Below are 19,831 nucleotides of genomic sequence, written 5' to 3'. Positions count from 1 at the left end.
ATTGAATAATCAGATTTTGGTAATGGATAACTATGCTTTCATCAACAAAGGAATATCTTCAAGCTTTACGTGATGGAAAATACCTTCTATTTCTGCAGTGGCCAAAATTTATTGTGGAATATTATGGTAAGAACGACAAAAATCAAGAAGCTGATGCAATGATAAGCTTGCTCATATTTGAATGGTTAAATAATGGCTTTTGTTTGGATGACATTAAAAAATTTGCTATTTTGTATGCCGTTCATGAAATGGAGTCCAGGCCTTTAAGAGAGGGATTATCCTATGCACTCACTACAATTTCTATCGCTCTTTTTCCCTGTATGGTGTATTTAACAAATAATCTGCAAGAGCACTATATTACTTCGAAAAAATTATCAAGTAAGGAAGTGCTCCAATTAATGGCTATGAACAATGCTTATCTTGAGAAGCAACGATTTGTCGAGTTTTTAGGGCAAGAGCAAGATAAATTTTTTACTTGGGTTAAGGAAGCAGACTCTTCAGCGGTTTCTAAAGCGTTTGATCAAATTTATTCTGTAACCTATCTGAAATATTTAATTGAAGATTATCTTAGTTTATTAGAGTCTGCACACTTGCCAAATGATCAATTAAAATCTTCTCGCATCAGCTTGGTTGTTCGATTAGCCAAGTATCTCAATGAGCAAACCGAATTAAATCAAGATGTTCATGATGAAATAGCCGTGTATGTAAAAAAGCTTTGGGAAATGAAGCCTGCTGAGTTCGAAGAGGAGTTTTTAAAGAAAATTTCGCCGTTGCCGTTTATCGATAATACGGTACGAATATTAACGGGATTAAGTGCCAGATTTTTTAGTATATTACAACCTCCTTCCCCACCTTTGAATATCAATTCTGATGTGGATAAGAATCCCAAAGTTTAATCTCTCACGATTTGCTAATCTCTTCGTTAGAAATATTTTTTGCCTTGGCGTTTTTGTAAGTTCTGATCAATGTAATATCGATTATTATAAATTTAATTCATCAGATGATTTTTGCTTCATGAGCGAGCAGATTTTTTTTATAAGAAATGGCGTTTGGATTTCCCATATACCCTCCAAGATCATGCTTCCCTACTACTCTATGACAAGGAACAAATAAAGCCAGTGGGTTGCATTTACAGGCTTGTCCAACTGCTCTTGGACTACTTTGCAGTTTTGTAGCGAGTTCTCCATAGGTAACTGTCCTGCCAACGGGAATCACTAACAACGTATTCCAAACCTTTTGCTGGAATAGGCTTCCCTGAGGTTTCAGAGGGAGCTGAAAACGGTGATGGGGATCGTCGAAGTAAGCCTTCAATTCACTGGCAATTAAATGGGCCAATTGGTTTTGGGCTGGAGCGCCCGATTTGTCTGTGAAGGACGCATTGAAAATAAAATGCTCATCATGGGCTACTTCCAGGTTACCCACAGGAGTATTAAAAATAGACACGAGGAGCATTTTATCATTCAAGAATTAATCGCCTTTCTTACCAGATAATTTTTCTTTAATACGAGCAGCGCGACCGGCAAGATTTCTTAAGTAATATAATTTGGCACGACGAACGTCACCACGTCTTTTCACCGTAATACTATCAACAATAGGACTGTAGGTTTGGAAAACGCGCTCTACACCAACGTTATGGGAAATTTTACGTACAGTGAAAGCAGAGTTTAGTCCACGGTTACGCTTGGCAATCACAACGCCTTCAAATGCCTGTAAACGCTCACGGTTACCTTCAATAACTTTTACTTGGACCAGAACAGTATCGCCTGGGTTGAAATCAGGAATTTCTTTGCCTTGCATTTGTTCGGCATTAATTTGGTCAATAATATTAGTCATAGACTACTCCTCAAATTGGCTTATCCTCAGCAGGAATCGCCGTGTTCGTATTTAAACTCAGCAAGCAATTGCTTGTCTGTTTCACTTAATTGTATTTTCTCAAGTAAATCCGGGCGTTTGAGCCAGGTTTTACCCAGGGATTGTTTCCTACGCCAGCGTTCTATTTCTTTATGGTTTCCTCCTAATAAAACATCAGGTACATCCAGTCCATTTATAGTTGCTGGCCGAGTATAATGTGGGCAGTCCAGTAATCCATTCATAAATGAATCTTGTTCTGCTGAACCCAAATGCCCAAGGCTTCCAGGTATCAAGCGAATTATCGCGTCAATAAATACCATTGCGGCCAATTCACCGCCACTTAATACAAAATCCCCTAGCGACCATTCTTCATCTATGTGGTGATTAATGATTCGCTCATCAATTCCTTCATATCTCCCTGCAACAAATAGCAAGGATTGTTTTTGGGTAGCTATTTGCTTTAAATCGTTCTGTCTAACTGCCTTGCCTTGAGGGCTTAAGTAAATTGTTTTGCAGTTTTCCTTCATTTCACTGCGCGCATGCTTTATTGCAGCATGCAATGGTTCATACATGATGACCATTCCTGGTCCACCACCATAGGGCTTGTCATCCACTTGCTTATAAGGTCTTGATGACCAATCCCTAGGATTCCAGCAATCAATTTTAACCAAGCCTTGTTCAATAGCTCTGCCGGTTACCCCATAATGGATGCCTTGTATTATTTCAGGCAACAGGGTGATGACTCCAAGATGTAATGCCACTAAAAATTCATATCCCAATCAACAGTGATTACTTGCTGGCTTTCATCAATATTGATTACAAATTGTCCTGGAAGATAGGGAATTAAATGTCTTTTTTCACCTTCCACAACAAGTACATCATTCGAGCCAGTAGGCATGATTTCAACAACTTTTCCAAAAAGATCGCCTTTGGAGTTTATGACACTCATGCCAATCAGTTGATACCAGTAATACTCACCTGGTGCCAAAGCTGCTAGCTGTGATTCTTGCACACCAATATCTAAATTGGTTAATGCAGAGACCAATTCACGCTCTGGGTACCCTTCAATTTGAGCAATAATCGCTTTACTTCTTACTTCTATTGTCAATAACCTAAGGGGCTGCCACTGTTTATTTAAAAAAACGTGCCAGTCATTGTACCGCAAGATATTATCAGCAGGGTCTGTGAAGGAATGTACCGTGACAAAGCCTTTAATACCATGGGGTCGGCCAAAACGGCCGATGATAACCCAGTTTGTCTTGTTATTCACTTTGGTTAAGCAGCTGTCTCTGATTTTTTGCTATGTTCTTTTAACAAGGCACTGACTCGATCGGATAACTGGGCCCCAACTTTTTGCCAGTGGGTCATTTTATCCATATCAATGTGAAGCTTTACTTCTTGTCCACGTGCTACAGGGTTAAAATAACCAATACGCTCAATGTAGTTTCCATCGCGACGTTTGCGGCTGTCAGTAACAACCATGTGATAAAAAGGACGCTTTTTAGCGCCAGCTCGTGATAAACGTATAACGACCATTATTTTCCTCTACTGTTAGAGTGGTTACATAAAAATGCCGTGTATTGTACGAAAATTACATCGACATGTGAAGTAATTCTTACGAATTATTTTAAATCATCTGGAAACATGCCTTTCAATCCGGCCATGCCACCAATTCCTCTCATCATTTTCTGCATTCCGCCTGGTTTGGTAAATTTTTTCATCATCTTTTGCATCTGCTCAAATTGTTTTAATAGTCTGTTGACATCCTGAATTTGAGTTCCAGAGCCTAAGGCTATGCGTTTTTTACGTGAGCCTACAATAATTTTGGGTATACGGCGTTCTTTGGGAGTCATAGAGTTAATGATTGCAATGGTTTGAGCCATCGCTTTGTCATTCACTTGCTGCATGGCTTGCTTTGGCAATTGCCCCACTCCGGGTAATTTGCTCATCATCCCGGAGATACCCCCCATATTGTTCATTTGCAACAATTGTTGTTTGAAATCTTCTAAGTCAAACCCTTTCCCTTTTTTTAATTTTTTGGCCAGTTTTTCGCTGGCTTGTTTGTCGGCTTTGCGCTCTACCTCTTCAATGAGAGTTAAAATATCTCCCATCCCCAATATTCTTGATGCAATCCGTTCAGGGTGAAAGGGTTCCAAGGCTTCTATTTTTTCACCACTCCCTATAAATTTTATAGGTTTCCCTGTGATTTGTTTGACAGATAGCGCCGCTCCTCCTCGAGCATCGCCGTCCGTTTTGGTCAAAATCACACCAGTCAGAGGGAGGGCTTCATGAAATGCTTTTGCAGTATTGGCAGCGTCTTGTCCTGTCATGCTGTCAACGACAAAAAGGGTTTCGATTGGATTGACCGCTTTATGCAAAGACTTGATTTCAGACATCATGTCTTCATCAACGTGCAGGCGCCCTGCTGTATCGAGAATGAGAATGTCAACATACTGTTTTCTGGCGCTTTCCAATGCTTTTTGAGCTATTTTTATGGGTTGCTCATTAGGGTCTGAATCAAAGAAGGCGACGTCAATTTGTTCAGCTAACACTTTCAGTTGGTGTATGGCGGCTGGTCTGTATACGTCAACGCTTGCCATCATGACTTTTTTATTTTCGGTTTCTTTCAAATAACGCGCGAGTTTTGCCGTACTCGTTGTTTTACCAGAACCTTGTAAGCCGGCCATTAAAAAGACAGCAGGCGGTTGGGTTTTGTAATCAAGTTCAACCCGCTCATCGCCCATGACGTGAATAAGTTCATCATGCACGATTTTAATGAATGCCTGATCGGGATTTAAACTGGTTAAGACTTCCTGCCCAAGAGACTTTTGCTTTACTTGCTCAATAAACTCTTTGATAACAGGCAAAGCCACGTCTGCTTCAATAAGAGACAGTCTTACTTCACGCAAAGCATGCTGGATATTGTCTTCTGTCAGGCGACCTTGACCCCTCAAATTTTTAAAGGTCCGGGTTAAGCGTTCGGTTAAATTTTCAAACATAATAAGTAGTACCTAAAAAATAACTACTATAACATAGGGAGTTAAAAGTATACCACAGAGAAAAACGGATTAATCAGTCACAGTAATTGATAACAGTGAATCAATTAGGGTTATTTTTATGATTTTGTAATTAGAAGCTGTAGAGTAATTTATTTAGTTACTCTACAGTTTTTTAGATTTTGGGTAAATCAGCGTAAATTGTCATATTAAGTAAACCAATAGAACGATCTTTACTATGGTTTATCTAACTATATTAATTAATCGAGCCCATACCCATTCGTTTCGATTTTCTTCTCATCATCATGAGATCTGGATAAGGGTTTTGTTGTTGTTTTTGTTGAAGTAAGGAAAAATGCTACTCTTAGTCCTGCGAAAGTTGTTGGAGTAGCTACTTCTTTTTCTTTCACAACAGGTCTTTTTGCGCCTGAGTGAACTGAAGGAGAGGATATAGGCAAAGGACTGGGCAGAGTTGTTTCCAGTTTTGGCATATCTTCGGTGAGAGTATTGGCTTTATGGTAGGCTTCGATAAAGCTTACGTGCTCTTCAGACGAAATAAGAGAATGCTTTTCAAGTATTCCCAGAATATTTTCCAATTTATTCTCATCAATAGTCTTGTCAAATTGAGCATGATAATGGTTATCGTCCATGCTAAATTCATCTTGATGATACAAATCATGATCAGTGTCGTCACGATGTATAAAGCGATAGACACCAAGTTCATTCGAACGCATCATAAAAAATTGCTTAACCTGTGCACTATTGCACTCCATTTGAGAAAACAACAGAACCATATGAAGATCAAGCTCAAAAAGATCAAGGTCACTACGTATTTGAATAGGTTTTGGCAGTGCAGATGATTTAGGGTAGACAGTCAAAGTATCGTTATATAAACTGAGATTAACTTTTTTACACAAATGCGTAAATGCTTTAGGCATAAGGGACTCCAATGATTTTAAAAAAAGCAGTTGTCTATATTTTGTCCCCATAGCTTAAAACATCAATATTAAGGTTTTCTTAAGAAGAAACAAGAAGTGCAAAGAATTGCAATAACTCATCTGTTGCTTCGAGGATATCGGATTTGCTGTACAACCAAGCTTTTGATTTGTATTGACTGGCCCTATTTCCATTTCTCTCTTTTTACTGAGATTTTCTGATGAGGCAAAAGTAATATATCACTAACACTAAAATTGAAAAATATAGAATAACCCATTGATTTTAAAATTTTTTTTATAAATTCTCATAAAAAACACTTCAATTAAAAATACATTATTCCTATTTTTTAAGGTTTATTTTCAGCAAGCATTTATCTCATCTCTTTATATTTGGCAATAAAAAATCAAATTGCTTATTTTTCTTAATATTTTCTTAATGATTTTTAGTTATTATTTTGCGCAGTTTGTATCTGGATGTGGTGAAAGTTATGGCTAAAATAATCTTGGTGTATGCTAATTGTGTTAATTCAACTGCAAAAGGCGATTTTGCTCTGGCTGGACAGATTGCCAAAGATTTAGTTAGAGAAAAAACTTCTGATGATATCGATGTGGTCTTAACCTCTACTTTGGATGGAATTGCAAAATTTGAAAGCCTTTATGGCAAAGCAGTTGATGGCCGTGTAATGATTGAAGGGACCAGCGTAGGCTTATGTGCATTGGAATTATTTGACTCGGTAGATAATGAAGTGGTGGCTTTCATTGAAGCAAACCGATGCAAATACGCGCCAAGTGATATTCTGAAGCGAGTTCTCTCTCCTGACAGCAAATTTTTATTTATTGGAGCTGCTAACCAAAAGGCAATAGCAAAAGGCGATAAATTTACTAAATCCTGGTTGTACATAAGCCATAAAGGTGATCAGCCTAATGTTTATGAGCATTTTGACGAAGACGATTCTCTAATACAAAGTGTAGGCTTAGGTGATGATCGATTAGGATTACCATCCTTGCCAAGAGTCGATGAATTACCGGAGATGAACTCCACACAATTACAAAAAATACCAAGCGGCGAATATGGATTTATGTATCTTGCCGCTGTACATGGGATTGATGACGTTTATTTGATAAATCAATACATGTCTTTAACTGGGATGAGGCAATATGTCTTGGTGGGTGAATACGCCAAACAATCAAAAGAAGTTCAAATGGTTCTACATAGTCTACAGTACAAAGGTAGTTCGGTATCATCAACGTTGCCCCAGATTTTCTTCCATGATTCGGTCGATAATTGTTTAATGCGAAACATGGTTTCAAAGTCTTCTGGTCCTTTGGTTGTTTCCACAGGGGTTATGAGTTCTATTGAGGCGATGCAAGATGGTAAATTAACGTATTATCAGACAATGTCTAATAACACACAATTCGTGGCTTCTTATTTGATTGCTGTGAAATCCATTTGCTCCAGTGATACAACGTTATTTGGGGCTATGCCGAAATTAATTACCGATTTGTCTAATTTGCTTTTCGCAGAAAAACCATTGAAAGAAAGTCAAATGAAAGAAATTAAATCTCTCTTAGGTATGTCGTCAGTTACTGGTCGCTTGGGAGAAATGAATAAAAGAATCATTGCAAAAGCAAATGGAACTGTGGCAGGTGAACTTTTAAGCTTTATCGGAAAACCTAAAACGACGCAATCACATAAGCAATGCATTAGCGTATGCATGTCCCTTCGCAAGAGTGGTGAAACTACGTCACCTATTTTTGATCAAGCATTACGCAGAGCAGCAGCTTGGGGTCGCTTGTTTGAATTGAAGGTGTTGATTGCGTCAATGTCAACTTCTGATTTGAATAAAAAAGATAAAGCAGGCAATCAATACACGGCACTTCATTGGGCTGTGATGCAGGGGCACTTAGATTGCGCAAGATTATTAGTTAAATCTGGCGCCTCTGTTGATATTCAAGATAAGTCTGGTAAATCATCTTTACATTATGCGATTAAAAGAGGAGATAAAGAAACCATTAAATTATTGGTTCAAGCAGGAGCTTCCTTGGAAATTATGGATGATTCTGGAGCAAAACCTTGTGATGGATCAGAGTCTTGGGTTCCTGAGTATATTAAATCCTGTTATGAGAAAAGTGGCCACAGCAAATTTATTAGCTTATTTTAAACTAGTCTTAATGACCTGTTTAGTAATTATCTCAATAACCCGGATATGAAATTTACAGTCCGGGTTATTTTTTTATTGAAGTATTTGGGTAATGCTGTTTGTTTTTTGGTATTACCAAGTTTTTTGAATAAAATTTAATCCTGACTTCCCCTCGACTTATTTTATGGGTTAATTTTATACTGAATTCATTATGGATAGCATCAGGCTCAAAGGATATGATTTATGTTTTAATTTGTATTATGCTAGTTTGTGGTTTGGTCGTGTATCAACTCATGCCCAAGCTTCTTTCGTATTCTACTTCCTTGATCTCCAAAAAACAGGATACCAGTGAATTAACTCATGATGGCATTACGAATGTCTTAACACAATTAGGTCACCCCAAGTTTGAAGGAGTCTGTTATGGCTTCACTCTCAATTGGGCATTAGCAGTGGCTCAGGGTAAAGAATCCTTTTTCTACCGCCAATTGCATCATTTACGAACCCACCAGTTTGGTTTGCCTGAAACATTACAACAAATTAAAGAAAAGAAAGAAAGGAACCAATCATTAAGCAAAGATGAGAAGATCATTGAAACTTTGCCTCAGTTAGGAAAGAAAATCTGTATTGCTCAAGATCCCTTACAATATAAAGAGAAATACAGAAAACTGGTATGGCAGCCTGATATTAATTCCATTTTGAAAGCCATAAATGCCGATTCTTCCGTTGCAAAACACATTTTTTATAAGACGCATAGTTTTTTAAATCAGGATGAAGTAACAGAATATCTTGAATTATTAAAAAGAACAGGCATCAGAGAGGATGTTGCAGTAATTATCAGTACCGCAGATCATGCCATGGGATTTAAACTGGCTGGTAATGTCTGGCGGTTTATTAACATCAATGATTTATACCAACAAGACAAAAATAAACCTTACTTTGAGTTCTCGTCCCGAAACCTGGTTAAAGAGTTGTATCGTGTTTGTGCCGAAAACCTTCAGGGAAGTCGATTGACCGTGAATACCGATTTTGTTTCAGTTAATCCTGAAGAAAAACTGTCAAGAGCACTGCAGAATGTATTCCCTGTGTTTCCAGTCAGAACCAAAACTTCTTACCCTGAACGATTGGCTTTTTTTTCCATGGCAGCTACTCAGGGTGATATGAATTCTGTAAAAAAATGCATTCATTCTGGCTGGTCAATTTTTTCTCGACAACGGCTAAGTGATGATTCGCCTATCCTTACCGCCATCTATTTGGGAAGAAGAGATGTAGTACGTGCCATGCTGAGTACTTCTCGACATAGAGTTAACCAAAAGCGTAAAAGCGATTCTTCTACTTTGCTCCATATCGCCTGTCGGTATGGTGGTAGTGGTATAGTCGAAGATCTGTTGAATATACGTGGAATTAAAATCGATCCCCAAGACAGCAAGGGGAGGACGCCGCTCATGTACGCCTGTAAAAAATCCGTAGTGACAGAGGATAGAAAATTATTTAATTTGTTGCTTGCAAAAGGTGCTTCTCTTTCTATTAAAGATAATGACGGTTTGACCGCACTTGATCATGCTCTTAAAAATGAGCATACCCTTGCAATCCAAATGATTGAGGAGAGATTGGAAAAAGAAGCTTGTGCGCAAGAGAACTCAACCTCTCGTCGCTTTAAATTTTCTGAGGCAAAAGGTACTTTGTTTCAGAGAGGAGTGAAAACTATTTCTTATCAATCACAGCAACCTGGTTTTGGTATGAAATAGGAGAATAAAATTTGTCTTTTTAGCAGCTCAAGTTTTTTGTCTCGACCTTGGGATTTTGCGCCCTATTAGTAAACAAACCACTTAATATGCATTAGAAAGATTCTTGTTATTAATTTTATATACAGAATACTGGTTTTTAATGACATAACATCATATGATGTTTTCGCATCGGACCTGTACTGAAATGAAAATTCTCAATGCCTGTTGGGTCAATTTTATAGGTCAGTATACTAAGGGGTATATTTGGTTATTTTTTATTCGATTATTAAGGTTTCCTTAAGCTTATTTCTTTATAATAAACTTTTGATTCCAAATAGTCCTCACTGAAGGAATACAATGAGCAATAAAAAACATTCTCTCACTATATTTAGCTTGACTATGATTACCGTTGGCTCTGTGGACAGTATCCGTAACTTGCCAGCTACTGCATTATTTGGGAGTCAATTGATTTTTTATTTTATCCTGGGTGCCTTATTCTTCCTCATCCCAACCGCATTGGTCTCGGCAGAGTTAGCTTCTGGGTGGGCCAGGCAGGGTGGCGTTTATATCTGGGTTAAGGAAGCTTTTGGGAAAAAATCAGGGTTTTTAGCCATTTGGTTGCAATGGATAGAAAATGTGATTTGGTATCCTACGATTCTATCGTTTGTTGCGGGAACAATAGGTTATCTTATTAACCCCTCTTTAACTACCAATCCTTATTTTCTTTGGGCAGTCATTGTCAGTTGCTTTTGGGGAGCAACCATTGTGAATTTGCGCGGCATGAAATCATCGGCCATGTTCAGTAATATTTGTTCTTTGGCAGGATTATTATTACCCATGTCTTTGATCATTGGTTTGGGTGCTGTTTGGATAGCTCAAGGGAACCCCTTACAAATCAGTTTTGACATGCCAAGTATTGTTCCCCATTTATCAGATAAGGGCATGTGGGTTTCATTAACTGCTATCATATTGTCGTTTTGCGGGATAGAGATTGCTACAGTGCATGCTAATGATGTGAAGGATCCCCAGTATGCTTTCCCCAAAGCCCTGGTTTATTCTGTAGGGATCATTTTGAGTACTTTGATTTTAGGTTCATTAGCGATTGCGGTAGTGCTCCCACAAAAGGACATCAATCTAGTTGCTGGAATTATGCAAGCCTTTTCTGCCTTTTTCCTTAAATATCACATGGATTGGATGATGCCTGTGGTAGCTGTGATGTTGGTTCTCGGAGGGCTTGGTGGTGTAAGTAATTGGATCATTGCCCCTACCAAAGGTTTATTAGTTGCTGCAGAAGAAGGGAATTTACCAGAGGTATTTCAACGGACTAATGGAAAAGGTGCTCCGGCCATGATGCTATACACCCAGGCAACCATAGTCACAGTATTGTCGGCGTTATTCTTATTTATGCCCAGTGTCAATGGATCCTATTGGCTCTTAACGGCATTGGCGGCTCAATTATACATGCTGATGTATTTGATCATGTTTGTCGCAGCAATTAAATTGCGCATAAGCCAACCTTACCATCCCAGACCTTTTAAAATTCCAGGAGGTATGGCAGGAATGTTGTTTGTTGCAGGTATAGGTATCATTGGAGTTGTTACCACTTTAGCGGTTAGTTTTATTCCTCCAGAGGGGATTAATGTCGGCGGTGCAACACGTTATGAATTGACTTTGATTATTGGTTTGCTGCTCATGTGTGCTCCTCCTTTTATAACCAGTTGGTTGCAATCCAAAGAGGCGGATTTGGAACCTGCTGTATAATTTAACAAGACAGGTTAATTTTAATAACCCTAGTTGTTTATGTAACTTTCAAAAGATGGGCTATATTGACGAATTGTTGGCAGAACTATCTGCACGATTACCAGAGCTAGAATGGAAGATCAGTGGATTGAGTTCTTCTATTTCAATTCATAATTTGCCCAAAGGCATATTTTCTTCCGTTATAGAATTCAATGGACCTGCCTGTATCAAGGAAATCCAGGATGATATTCGCGCTTTACAGAAACATAAGGATGAGTCAATTGCATGCTTTTTGGCAGAGCGTATTCAGAAAAAAATTAATGTACTGGTCATATTATGCCAAATGGACAAAAAGAATAATAAACCTGAATCAAAAATTTCTTTTGATTTGACGACTCTTAGTACAAGACAACAATGGATTAAAAGCATGGAAGAGAAGATCTGTGCCTTGGAGGAACAATATCAAGCCATGAGAAATACTTTAGAGCAAATGAAGTCTTGTTCTAATCCTGCAACTATTTTGCATTTACAAACCGAATTAGGGAATGTTGAGAAAAGACTTACTCTGGCTAGGGAAACGCTCAATCGAGCAATATCCTGAAATCGCCACTTCTTAAGTTTACGTGAGTTATCGATAGAGATTGTATAAGAATCAGGCGATATCCTCTGCCTGGACGATTCAAGACAACGATCTCTTATACATTACTCACGTTAAATTAGGGAATACATCTTTTGCATCCCAATATTATGCTGTAAATTAGAGACGCTTGAAAAAATATAATAAGGAAAGGAGTAGAGCCTCATGTCAGACAAATTTTCACACATTACAAAAGATATCACTACACAATTAGCCAAGTTTCGCAAAGAGATGCCAGAGTTAATGACTGGATTTTCTTCTTTGGCACAAGCGGCGACGAAAGACGGTGCACTAGATAAAAAAACCAAGGAATTAATCGCTATGGCGTTGGCCGTGGCCAAGCAATGCCCCGGATGCATAGGGTTTCATTCACAAACTTTAGTGAAACTGCAAGCGACAAGAGAAGAGTTAATGGAAACATTGGGTATGGCGGTTTATATGGGAGGCGGTCCTTCTCTAATGTATGCTGCAGAAGCATTGGAAGCTTTTGAGGAATTTAGTAAGTAATTATAAAGAAGCTAAAGTTGCGCTTAATAAACACTAAAATCAATAAAAAACCAGCAAGGCAGAGTTTTTGCAAACATTGGCAAGGGAGTTCACAGTGTTTGACGCTCTGCCAACTTTGCTTTGCCATGCCCACTCTAACAATTTTCAGAACATGCCGTCTGGTTTAAAGAAGCGGATGTAGAAAAAAAATTCCGGGACTTTGTTGCTGCGGGTGCTATTGTGGCGATAACAGGGAAGCCACATGTTGAATTTGTTTCTCCTGAGGACTGGGTTCACAAGGGTATTTTTTGCTAAGCCCTAATAAAGCCACTTGAGAAACGGTCATTTTATCTTTGTCGCTTTGTTGACTGGATATTTCTTTATAGGTTTGTTGTATGAGCTCGTTCATTACAAAAGAATTAAGTTGCACACCTTGTGGTAAGCAAAAGATAGGTTTACCTTGTGTTTTTGCGGCTTCATTCGCCTGGATTAAAGTTTCAGCAATACTTTCACTGGTGATGGTAAGTACATGACGTGCCGATCTGGCCCATGCTTGAGCTTGAGGGTCTGCTTTCATTTCCATTTGCGGAATATTGTTAGCAATATTCATATAATTATTTATTGTATCGGCCTGTAAATATCCGCTGGCAAGAATTAAACTGATAAACAAAAGACGCATTTTAAATCCTCAAGATCCTTAATTATTATTTAGTAAATAATATTTGCTCGGGTTATCTGGACATTCGTGCGGTCCACATTCCAAGAATGTACTGATTCCATTGGCAAGAATCAAGATAAAAAATACCCATATCATTACTTTTGCTGACTTGCTTCGTACTTTATAATCTGGCATGAGGCCCCTATCAAGGATTAGAGCCCCAGCAATTAATAAGATAATGACTAAAAATATGATTGCTGACCAAGTGTAAAGATGCAAACCCAAAAAGAGGCCGCCATAACCAGGATCACCAGGTGTTAAATGAATATACATTTGTCGAACCGAGATAGACAGCCCTAAAAGACTTGCCAAAAGCATCAGCCCGTAATGTGAAGCTCTAATACCCAGCATTAAATTCATAACAAAACAGAGGCCTACTGCAACAAAGCAAATTCTTTGCAAAATGCATGTAGGGCAGGGTAGTTCATAAAAGATGAATTGATCCAGGAAGGCCAAGATCAAAAGGCAACAAATTATCAATAACCCCGAAGTATTCCCGAAAAGATGCCATTGCATTTGTTTATTCATAGGTTCACCAGATGGCTGTGATAATTGAAGCTGATTAGTATAAGAAACAAACTGAAAAGAAATTGGGGTATTATCGTTTTATTGGGTTTAAATATAATTTGTAATCCTATTATGAAATAAAATAAAAACAGAATTATCATCATGATGCTCACCATCCCTCTTGAGAGTTACAACAAAAGTATAGATAGTATATTGAGCAATTTCGAAATTTTATTGTAAGAGAGTAGCCCTTCCTGCTTGGAACGGTGGTATTGGTTTATGGTCAATTGATGCTCGCTGAGAGATTTTTCTCGTTGTTTGTCGTCTTGTGGATTAGGTGGAATTTCCTGAAGGTGGCTGAAATGACTATTTAAAAATATCTCATTATCTCAGCCATGACTCTATCTCTTGAGGTGAATTTATTAAAAGCCAAAAGCTAAATTCCATGTGGCTGAATCAATCCCAATTTGAAGGCAATAAATAAAAACACAAATAAAGATAATGAAATTGCAATGCGCACGGTGAGCGCTTTGACTGTGCGCTTTGATTTATCAGTGTCCTTGACCAGGTAAAAGAGCCCGCTCGCTAACGAGGCCACAATAAGAATCATGACAAAGATGATGAAGATTTTAGTGAACATTTGTTATACTCCTAACATTGCTAGCTTCAGGGGAATGTTAGCTAACCAAATGAGTAGTTGATAAAAGATGCCTAGTTTAACCTGTTTTAATTTTCGTTTCACCTCAAATTGGCCAATGCTTATTCTTACGGTTGTTTGCTTTTTTTTATTCATTAGCCTTGGATTTTGGCAAATACACAGAGCTGATGAAAAAACTGAAATGATAACCGCACAACAAGCGCTGGCAAAGCAGGAACCCATAACTTGGCAGCCAGGGCAAAAATTGCCAGAGCAATATCAACGAATCAGCATTGAAGGAGCTTTTCTGCCAAAGTTATTTTTGCTTGATAATCAACATTATCAACATCAGTTTGGTTATAACGTTGTTTCTCCTATGCTTCTTGATGATGATTCCATCGTTATGGTGGATAGAGGGTGGGTTTCTGGGGACATTACTCGACGCACTTTTCCTAATGTTCAGACTCCCAATGGCAAATATAAACTATTTGGCATGGTTTATTTTCCAAGTAAAAAACAATGGGTATTAGGGCCAAGTTTTGAAGAAAAAGAGAATAAGGTGACTCTTCTTGAGCTCATTGATGAAGAAATACTGAAACAACTTTTGCAAAAAAAGGTCTATCCGTTTATTATTCGCCTCGACAAGAATGAGCCTTTTGGTTTTGTGCGTGAATGGGAGATAGTATCCATGCCCCCGCAAAGGCACTTTGCTTATGCAATACAGTGGTTTGCCATGGCATTGGTTATTCTGTTTATATTCGTGATTTTTAATTTGAAGAAAAATGAAAAAACCATATAAATACATGACATTATTACTCTTGGTAGTGATTTTTGCTGCACCAGGAATAACCGCTTATTTGTTCTATAAACATCCTTCCTGGCTTGGAACCTCTAAAGTAAATAAAGGAATTTTACTTTCTCCACCGATCGCTCTAAAACCATTAGATAGCAGTGCAAAATGGCGCATTATCTATTGGAATCCTAATGGTTGTGACAAGACTTGTCTTAAGCAGCTTAATATGTTGGGAAGAGTCCGCCTTTCTTTTGGGAGAAAATTATATCAGGTGGATGAATGGTTGCTTCTAAGCAACAAAGACTCATTGATCGCAGAGGAATTAAAACCCATTTTAAAAGAGCAAGATATCCATGTTGCTGCCTTATCATTAACTGAAATGTCTAAATTGTCGACTTTATATCCTGAAGCTAAAATTTTTATAGCAAACCCGGATAATTACCTCATACTGAGTTATCAACCAGGATGTAACCCAGGTGATATATATAAAGATTTGAAACTTTTACTCAATACAACTGAAATTAAGAGCGGATAAATTGATGTCTAATAGTTCAATACGATTAGCAGCGACTCTTGCTGTTTTTTTGGCTTTTTTTGTCGTTATGTTAGGTGCTTATACTCGTTTAACTGATGCGGGCTTAGGCTGCCCGGATTGGCCAGGTTGTTATGGTCGCATGGTTCTTCCAGGAGCAGATAAAGCTTTGCAAGAAGCTCAATCACAATATCCGGACCTTCCTATTGAATCCAAGAAAGCCTGGACCGAAATGGCTCATCGCTATGCGGCAGGAACCTTAGCCCTGTTGATTTTTTTCATCGCTTTCCAGGTATGGTTCAAGCGTCGTCAGGACCAAGATTTGCCTTGGCATCTTCCCTTGGCTTTATTTATGCTTGTGGTATTTCAGGCGGCATTGGGAATGTGGACTGTTACTTTAAAATTACTGCCTGTAGTTGTCATGGGACATTTGCTGGGAGGCATGTTAATCGTTGCCTGTTTATGCCGTTTTCGTTTGCAGATAGCCCAGCTAAAGGGTCAAAATTTACCTGAATGGCGACCTTGGTTGCGTTTGGGAATTGTTATCATTTTGTTGCAAATTGCTTTGGGTGGTTGGGTAAGTGCCAATTATGCAGGTATTTCGTGTATTGGTTTTCCATTATGTAACGGAGCCTGGTTTCCTGAATTGCATTTTGCAAAAGGATTTAATTTATTTTCTACGATAGGCGCCAATTACCAAGGCGGTGTTCTTGAGAGTGAAGTTAGGGCCAGCATTCAATTTATTCATAGAATAGGGGCTATATTGACTGCTACTTATCTACTGGCTCTGTCATTAATAATCGTATTCAAAACGCATTCAATTTATTTAAGAGCAACTGCTATTATCATGGCTATGTTAGTATTACTTCAATTCACTTTAGGGATAATGAATGTGATTCATCTATTACCGCTCAAGGTTGCGGTCGCTCATAATGGTGTAGCTGCATTATTATTAGCGGTGGCATTTTGTTCTTTGCATTTTACACAAGATAGGGAGGTTAGCCATGCGTACTGAATACGCAGCTCGACTTCCTGTGGATTGGCGTGATTACGTGGAATTGTGTAAGCCACGCGTCGTGTTGCTCATGCTTCTCACTGTCATTGTCGGAATGTGTTTAGCTGCTCCTGGCTGGGTGAGCTTGCGGTTAATCGCTTTTACTTTACTTGGTATAGGACTGTGCGCTAGCAGTGCCGCTGCAATTAATCATTTGGTAGACAGGCATATTGATTCGATTATGGCCAGAACAAAAAAGAGACCAGTTGCTTATGGACGTGTGTCAGTAAAGCAAGCCTTATGGTTCGCGGTCATTATCGGGCTAATGGGATTAAGTCTTCTTATCCTGTTTGTGAACCAATTAACAGCATTACTTACCTTTGTAACACTGATTGGTTATGCTGGTGTTTACACAGGGTATTTAAAACGAGCCACTTCGCAGAATATTGTGATCGGGGGCCTAGCCGGAGCTGCGCCCCCCTTATTAGGATGGACTGCGGTTACTGATCAATTGGATCCTCAGGCCTTGTTACTAGTATTGATTATATTTACATGGACACCTCCTCATTTTTGGGCTTTGGCAATTTATCGATATAAAGAATATCAAGATGCTGAAATTCCTATGTTACCTGTGACACACGGTATTCAATTCACTAAATTAAATATTTATCTCTATACGCTTTTATTGCTGGTAGTCAGTCTTTTGCCTTTTCTTGTAAGTATGAGCGGCTGGATTTATTTGCTGGGTGCTTTGGTTTTGGGCATCAGATTTTTGGTTTGGGCACATAAGTTGTATTTTACTGATAAGCCAGTCGTTGCTATGCAAACATTCCGATTTTCTATTCTGTACCTAATGCTGTTGTTTATCTTTTTATTAGTAGATCACTATTTTTAAGGGGTTAGAATGAACATAAAGATAAAAGGGGGCGCTGTAACAATCTCTGTGTTGGCCCTGGTCAGTTTATTGGCTGGTATTTATATCTCTCAGAATTTTCATTTTAAAAAGAAGATCAATGTGGCGGATTTTCACGGGACTTATCTTGAAAATCCAAGAACTGTCAATAATTTTAGCTTAACAGGCACAGATGAGAAGGCTTTCAATAACTCAAGCTTGCAGGGGCGCTGGACTTTAGTATTTTTTGGATTTACCAATTGTGGTTATCTATGCCCGACTACCATGGCAGAGCTTGGAAAAATGTATCGAATTCTGGAAAAGAAAGGGGTGAAAAATTTACCTCAAGTTGTGATGATATCTATTGATCCGCAAAGAGACAGTCTTGATAAATTGGGTAGTTATGTCACTTCTTTCCATAAATCATTTTATGGTGCAAGAGGAGAAGAGGATTCAATTAAATCAATGACCCATGAAATGGGCATTGCTTACGCAAAAATAAACAATAAAGAGAGTTCGGAGCCTGAAAATTATGATATACAGCATAGTGGGGCCGTAATGCTATTTAATCCTCAAGGTGAGTTAAATGCATTTTTTACAACACCACATCATGCGGATCTCTTAGCTAAGGATTATGTCTTATTGGTATCTTAACCTGTAGTTCGATATTTTACCTCCACAGGAGCAATGGCTAAGCAGACTTGTTTTATTTATGTCAATGAAATCTATCCAGAATGCATTAGTTAATTAATTGACTGTTGCATAAATTTAAAAATTACTCTCCTGTTAGGTACTGAAGGGAGGATAATTTGTGATTTTTCATCTAGGCTTTAAGTAAGGATTGTTGACATTTCATTTATCTTGGCTTAAAACCCGCGATTTTCTACGCTTGGCTGCTTTTGTCATTTCAGAGCAGCTCTGTTGTGATGCTAAAAATTGCGTTATTTAATAGAAAATTAGGGAAAATGGTTTGGATTGTTCAGATTGAAGTATGAAATTACTGAGGAAAGTTTAATTCATGAAAATTGCGATATTGGCAACTAACCCCCATTTGTATTCTCATAAGCGTTTAAAGGCGGAGGCTGAGGCTGCGGGGCATGAGGTTAAAATTATTAACCCTTTATATTGTTATATGAACGTAGCTGCTTCTAATCCTAAGGTACATTATCGGGGTGGGGCACCTTTACCGCATTTTGATGCTGTTATTCCTAGAATTGGCGCATCCATTACCTATTATGGTACGGCTGTATTGCGTCATATGGAAACAATGGGCATGTATACTATTAATGAATCCATAGCTATATCACGATCCAGGGATAAATTTCGCTCTTTACAATTGCTGGCACGTAAAGGAATTCCTATGCCGTTAACCAGTTTTGCCCAGTCTCCTGATGATACTGAAGATTTGATTCATATGGTTGGTGGGGCTCCTCTGGTCATAAAATTATTAGAAGGAACACAAGGCAAAGGAGTGATTCTTGCTGACAGTCATCAATCAGCTGTGAGTATCATCAATGCTTTTAAAGAAATGCATGCCAATATTTTGGTCCAGGAATTCATTGAAGAATCCCGAGGTACGGATATACGTTGTTTTGTCATAGGAGAAAAAGTAGTTGCCGCAGTGAAACGGCAGGCCAAGGATGGGGAGTTTCGCGCAAATGTCCATCAAGGAGGAAAAGCAGTAAAAGTCAAACTCTCCCCACAAGAACGGGCAATCGCTGTTAGTGCCGCAAAAACAATGGGATTAAGAGTTGCCGGAGTGGATCTGATTCGCTCAAATCATGGTCCATTAGTGCTAGAAATTAACTCTTCTCCAGGTCTTGAAGGTATAGAAAAAGCAACTAATATTAATTTGGCAGGAAAAATCATTGAATACATTGAGAAAAAAGCGAAGCCAATTAGTTCCAATCATAGATTTCATGGATAATTTCTAATGGGCTCCTGATTTGGAGTCACTTTTGCCAATTAGCCAATCCGCATTGACTTCCAGTTCCTGAGCTAATGTTTTTAATACGGCTTCATCAGGGCTCGTAATTCCATTAAGCAAAGCTTCTGCTTTAAATTTTGGAATTTTGATGAGTTTGGAAAGTATCTCAATTCGCTCTCCTGCGGCCTCAGGGACTCCAATATTATCCAATTCTTTATTCAGTCGTTCTGAAAATCTTTTGTTAAGCATGAGTGGCTCCTGATCAAAGGGATTTTTTACTAACGTGTACTTATTTCATATAGCATAAAAACGAAGTTTTGC

General features: G+C 38.4%; 24 protein-coding genes. 12 read left to right on the top strand and 12 right to left on the bottom strand.

The genetic code is table 11. The features are described 5' to 3' along the window. The first annotated feature begins 32 nt into the window (after positions 1-32). Positions 33-896 carry an Lpg0393 family guanine-nucleotide exchange effector gene (locus OQI99_RS09905; RefSeq protein WP_265731826.1) on the top strand — a complete coding sequence of 288 codons (864 nt, stop codon included), beginning with the start codon at positions 33-35 and terminating at the stop codon, positions 894-896. Positions 897-996: 100 nt separating this feature from the next. Here OQI99_RS09905 and OQI99_RS09900 read toward each other — a convergent pair whose 3' ends face one another. From OQI99_RS09900 to OQI99_RS09870, 7 genes are all read right to left on the bottom strand, one after another. Beyond that, positions 997-1,452 carry a methylated-DNA--[protein]-cysteine S-methyltransferase gene (locus OQI99_RS09900; protein ID WP_014843312.1) on the bottom strand — a complete coding sequence of 152 codons (456 nt, stop codon included), beginning with the start codon at positions 1,450-1,452 and terminating at the stop codon, positions 997-999. A gap of 15 nt (positions 1,453-1,467) precedes the next feature. Further along, the gene (gene rplS, locus OQI99_RS09895) at positions 1,468-1,833 is read right to left on the bottom strand and encodes a 50S ribosomal protein L19 (protein WP_010946144.1); all 366 of its coding nucleotides are present in this window, start codon (positions 1,831-1,833) and stop codon (positions 1,468-1,470) included. Between the two features lie 26 nt (positions 1,834-1,859). Next, positions 1,860-2,612 carry a tRNA (guanosine(37)-N1)-methyltransferase TrmD gene (trmD, locus tag OQI99_RS09890; RefSeq protein ID WP_265731825.1) on the bottom strand — a complete coding sequence of 251 codons (753 nt, stop codon included), beginning with the start codon at positions 2,610-2,612 and terminating at the stop codon, positions 1,860-1,862. Further along, a complete protein-coding gene (gene rimM / locus OQI99_RS09885; protein WP_265731824.1) occupies positions 2,612-3,121 on the bottom strand; it encodes a ribosome maturation factor RimM in 510 nt (169 codons plus the stop codon). Before rimM ends, trmD begins: the two co-directional genes overlap by 1 nt. A gap of 5 nt (positions 3,122-3,126) precedes the next feature. Then, positions 3,127-3,387 carry a 30S ribosomal protein S16 gene (gene rpsP / locus OQI99_RS09880; protein ID WP_010946148.1) on the bottom strand — a complete coding sequence of 87 codons (261 nt, stop codon included), beginning with the start codon at positions 3,385-3,387 and terminating at the stop codon, positions 3,127-3,129. Positions 3,388-3,473: 86 nt separating this feature from the next. After that, positions 3,474-4,850 carry a signal recognition particle protein gene (gene ffh / locus OQI99_RS09875; protein WP_014843315.1) on the bottom strand — a complete coding sequence of 459 codons (1,377 nt, stop codon included), beginning with the start codon at positions 4,848-4,850 and terminating at the stop codon, positions 3,474-3,476. A gap of 257 nt (positions 4,851-5,107) precedes the next feature. Further along, positions 5,108-5,797: a hypothetical protein gene (locus tag OQI99_RS09870; protein WP_080447593.1), complete on the bottom strand. Its 690-nt coding sequence runs from the start codon at positions 5,795-5,797 to the stop codon at positions 5,108-5,110. A gap of 440 nt (positions 5,798-6,237) precedes the next feature. On the opposite strand from OQI99_RS09870, the gene ankY reads away from it, so the two are divergent. From ankY to OQI99_RS09845, 5 genes are all read left to right on the top strand, one after another. Beyond that, positions 6,238-7,944, top strand: a complete 1,707-nt coding sequence (ankY, locus tag OQI99_RS09865; protein WP_265731823.1) for a Dot/Icm T4SS effector AnkY/LegA9 — start codon at positions 6,238-6,240, stop codon at positions 7,942-7,944. A 179-nt stretch (positions 7,945-8,123) separates the two neighbouring features. Continuing rightward, entirely contained in the window at positions 8,124-9,668 is a 1,545-nt protein-coding gene (gene ankG, locus OQI99_RS09860; RefSeq protein ID WP_265732362.1) for a Dot/Icm T4SS effector AnkG/AnkZ/LegA7, read from the top strand. A 336-nt stretch (positions 9,669-10,004) separates the two neighbouring features. Continuing rightward, positions 10,005-11,408 carry an amino acid permease gene (locus tag OQI99_RS09855; RefSeq protein WP_265731822.1) on the top strand — a complete coding sequence of 468 codons (1,404 nt, stop codon included), beginning with the start codon at positions 10,005-10,007 and terminating at the stop codon, positions 11,406-11,408. Then, a complete protein-coding gene (locus OQI99_RS09850) occupies positions 11,398-11,988 on the top strand; it encodes a lpg0405 family Dot/Icm T4SS effector (RefSeq protein WP_080447590.1) in 591 nt (196 codons plus the stop codon). Before OQI99_RS09855 ends, OQI99_RS09850 begins: the two co-directional genes overlap by 11 nt. Positions 11,989-12,189: 201 nt before the next feature. After that, a complete protein-coding gene (locus OQI99_RS09845; RefSeq protein ID WP_061514521.1) occupies positions 12,190-12,531 on the top strand; it encodes a carboxymuconolactone decarboxylase family protein in 342 nt (113 codons plus the stop codon). 214 nt (positions 12,532-12,745) lie between these two features. Here OQI99_RS09845 and OQI99_RS09840 read toward each other — a convergent pair whose 3' ends face one another. The 4 genes from OQI99_RS09840 to OQI99_RS09830 form a co-directional block, all read right to left on the bottom strand. Next, positions 12,746-13,189: a hypothetical protein gene (locus OQI99_RS09840; protein WP_010946156.1), complete on the bottom strand. Its 444-nt coding sequence runs from the start codon at positions 13,187-13,189 to the stop codon at positions 12,746-12,748. An 18-nt stretch (positions 13,190-13,207) separates the two neighbouring features. Continuing rightward, entirely contained in the window at positions 13,208-13,756 is a 549-nt protein-coding gene (locus tag OQI99_RS09835; RefSeq protein WP_061513151.1) for a disulfide bond formation protein B, read from the bottom strand. Beyond that, positions 13,753-13,896 (bottom strand): DUF5993 family protein, encoded by a 144-nt coding sequence (locus tag OQI99_RS16250; protein WP_416209986.1) that lies wholly within the window; start codon positions 13,894-13,896, stop codon positions 13,753-13,755. The genes OQI99_RS09835 and OQI99_RS16250 overlap by 4 nt, the downstream gene beginning before the upstream one ends. Before the next feature lie 275 nt (positions 13,897-14,171). Continuing rightward, positions 14,172-14,375: a twin transmembrane helix small protein gene (locus tag OQI99_RS09830; protein WP_011213058.1), complete on the bottom strand. Its 204-nt coding sequence runs from the start codon at positions 14,373-14,375 to the stop codon at positions 14,172-14,174. 67 nt (positions 14,376-14,442) lie between these two features. Here OQI99_RS09830 and OQI99_RS09825 point away from each other — a divergent pair, with 67 nt between their 5' ends. The 6 genes from OQI99_RS09825 to rimK all read left to right on the top strand — a co-directional run bounded on the left by OQI99_RS09825 (position 14,443) and on the right by rimK (position 19,510). Next, positions 14,443-15,171: an SURF1 family protein gene (locus OQI99_RS09825; RefSeq protein WP_265731821.1), complete on the top strand. Its 729-nt coding sequence runs from the start codon at positions 14,443-14,445 to the stop codon at positions 15,169-15,171. After that, the gene (locus tag OQI99_RS09820; RefSeq protein ID WP_010946159.1) at positions 15,155-15,700 is read left to right on the top strand and encodes a hypothetical protein; all 546 of its coding nucleotides are present in this window, start codon (positions 15,155-15,157) and stop codon (positions 15,698-15,700) included. Before OQI99_RS09825 ends, OQI99_RS09820 begins: the two co-directional genes overlap by 17 nt. A 4-nt stretch (positions 15,701-15,704) precedes the next feature. After that, positions 15,705-16,712, top strand: coding sequence for a COX15/CtaA family protein (locus tag OQI99_RS09815; RefSeq protein ID WP_061513154.1), 1,008 nt, complete (start codon positions 15,705-15,707; stop codon positions 16,710-16,712). Further along, the gene (cyoE, locus tag OQI99_RS09810; RefSeq protein WP_265731820.1) at positions 16,702-17,586 is read left to right on the top strand and encodes a heme o synthase; all 885 of its coding nucleotides are present in this window, start codon (positions 16,702-16,704) and stop codon (positions 17,584-17,586) included. Before OQI99_RS09815 ends, cyoE begins: the two co-directional genes overlap by 11 nt. A gap of 9 nt (positions 17,587-17,595) precedes the next feature. Continuing rightward, the gene (locus OQI99_RS09805; RefSeq protein ID WP_265731819.1) at positions 17,596-18,237 is read left to right on the top strand and encodes an SCO family protein; all 642 of its coding nucleotides are present in this window, start codon (positions 17,596-17,598) and stop codon (positions 18,235-18,237) included. 364 nt (positions 18,238-18,601) lie between these two features. Beyond that, positions 18,602-19,510 (top strand): 30S ribosomal protein S6--L-glutamate ligase, encoded by a 909-nt coding sequence (rimK, locus tag OQI99_RS09800; protein WP_061513157.1) that lies wholly within the window; start codon positions 18,602-18,604, stop codon positions 19,508-19,510. A 3-nt stretch (positions 19,511-19,513) separates the two neighbouring features. Here the strand turns inward: rimK and OQI99_RS09795 are convergent, their stop codons facing one another. Then, on the bottom strand, positions 19,514-19,759 hold the full coding sequence (locus OQI99_RS09795; RefSeq protein WP_265731818.1) for a hypothetical protein: 246 nt from the start codon (positions 19,757-19,759) through the stop codon (positions 19,514-19,516). Positions 19,760-19,831 lie beyond the last annotated feature (72 nt).

The sequence above is a fragment of the Legionella sp. PATHC039 genome, assembly GCF_026191275.1.
Classification (GTDB): domain Bacteria; phylum Pseudomonadota; class Gammaproteobacteria; order Legionellales; family Legionellaceae; genus Legionella; species Legionella pneumophila.
The sequence above is the reverse complement of the archived record's forward strand: the minus strand, read 5'-3'. Positions and strand labels throughout refer to the sequence as shown.

Excerpts from the sequence above, each read along its gene's own strand:
- OQI99_RS09905 (WP_265731826.1), top strand. The coding sequence starts at position 33 with ATGCTTTCATCAACAAAGGAATATCTTCAAGCTTTACGTGATGGAAAA.
- OQI99_RS09900 (WP_014843312.1), bottom strand. The coding sequence starts at position 1,452 with ATGCTCCTCGTGTCTATTTTTAATACTCCTGTGGGTAACCTGGAAGTA.
- rplS (WP_010946144.1), bottom strand. The coding sequence starts at position 1,833 with ATGACTAATATTATTGACCAAATTAATGCCGAACAAATGCAAGGCAAA.
- rpsP (WP_010946148.1), bottom strand. The coding sequence starts at position 3,387 with ATGGTCGTTATACGTTTATCACGAGCTGGCGCTAAAAAGCGTCCTTTT.
- ffh (WP_014843315.1), bottom strand. The coding sequence starts at position 4,850 with ATGTTTGAAAATTTAACCGAACGCTTAACCCGGACCTTTAAAAATTTG.
- OQI99_RS09855 (WP_265731822.1), top strand. The coding sequence starts at position 10,005 with ATGAGCAATAAAAAACATTCTCTCACTATATTTAGCTTGACTATGATT.
- OQI99_RS09845 (WP_061514521.1), top strand. The coding sequence starts at position 12,190 with ATGTCAGACAAATTTTCACACATTACAAAAGATATCACTACACAATTA.
- OQI99_RS09840 (WP_010946156.1), bottom strand. The coding sequence starts at position 13,189 with ATGCGTCTTTTGTTTATCAGTTTAATTCTTGCCAGCGGATATTTACAG.
- OQI99_RS09835 (WP_061513151.1), bottom strand. The coding sequence starts at position 13,756 with ATGAATAAACAAATGCAATGGCATCTTTTCGGGAATACTTCGGGGTTA.
- OQI99_RS16250 (WP_416209986.1), bottom strand. The coding sequence starts at position 13,896 with ATGATAATTCTGTTTTTATTTTATTTCATAATAGGATTACAAATTATA.
- OQI99_RS09830 (WP_011213058.1), bottom strand. The coding sequence starts at position 14,375 with ATGTTCACTAAAATCTTCATCATCTTTGTCATGATTCTTATTGTGGCC.
- OQI99_RS09825 (WP_265731821.1), top strand. The coding sequence starts at position 14,443 with ATGCCTAGTTTAACCTGTTTTAATTTTCGTTTCACCTCAAATTGGCCA.
- OQI99_RS09820 (WP_010946159.1), top strand. The coding sequence starts at position 15,155 with ATGAAAAAACCATATAAATACATGACATTATTACTCTTGGTAGTGATT.
- OQI99_RS09815 (WP_061513154.1), top strand. The coding sequence starts at position 15,705 with ATGTCTAATAGTTCAATACGATTAGCAGCGACTCTTGCTGTTTTTTTG.
- cyoE (WP_265731820.1), top strand. The coding sequence starts at position 16,702 with ATGCGTACTGAATACGCAGCTCGACTTCCTGTGGATTGGCGTGATTAC.
- OQI99_RS09805 (WP_265731819.1), top strand. The coding sequence starts at position 17,596 with ATGAACATAAAGATAAAAGGGGGCGCTGTAACAATCTCTGTGTTGGCC.
- rimK (WP_061513157.1), top strand. The coding sequence starts at position 18,602 with ATGAAAATTGCGATATTGGCAACTAACCCCCATTTGTATTCTCATAAG.
- OQI99_RS09795 (WP_265731818.1), bottom strand. The coding sequence starts at position 19,759 with ATGCTTAACAAAAGATTTTCAGAACGACTGAATAAAGAATTGGATAAT.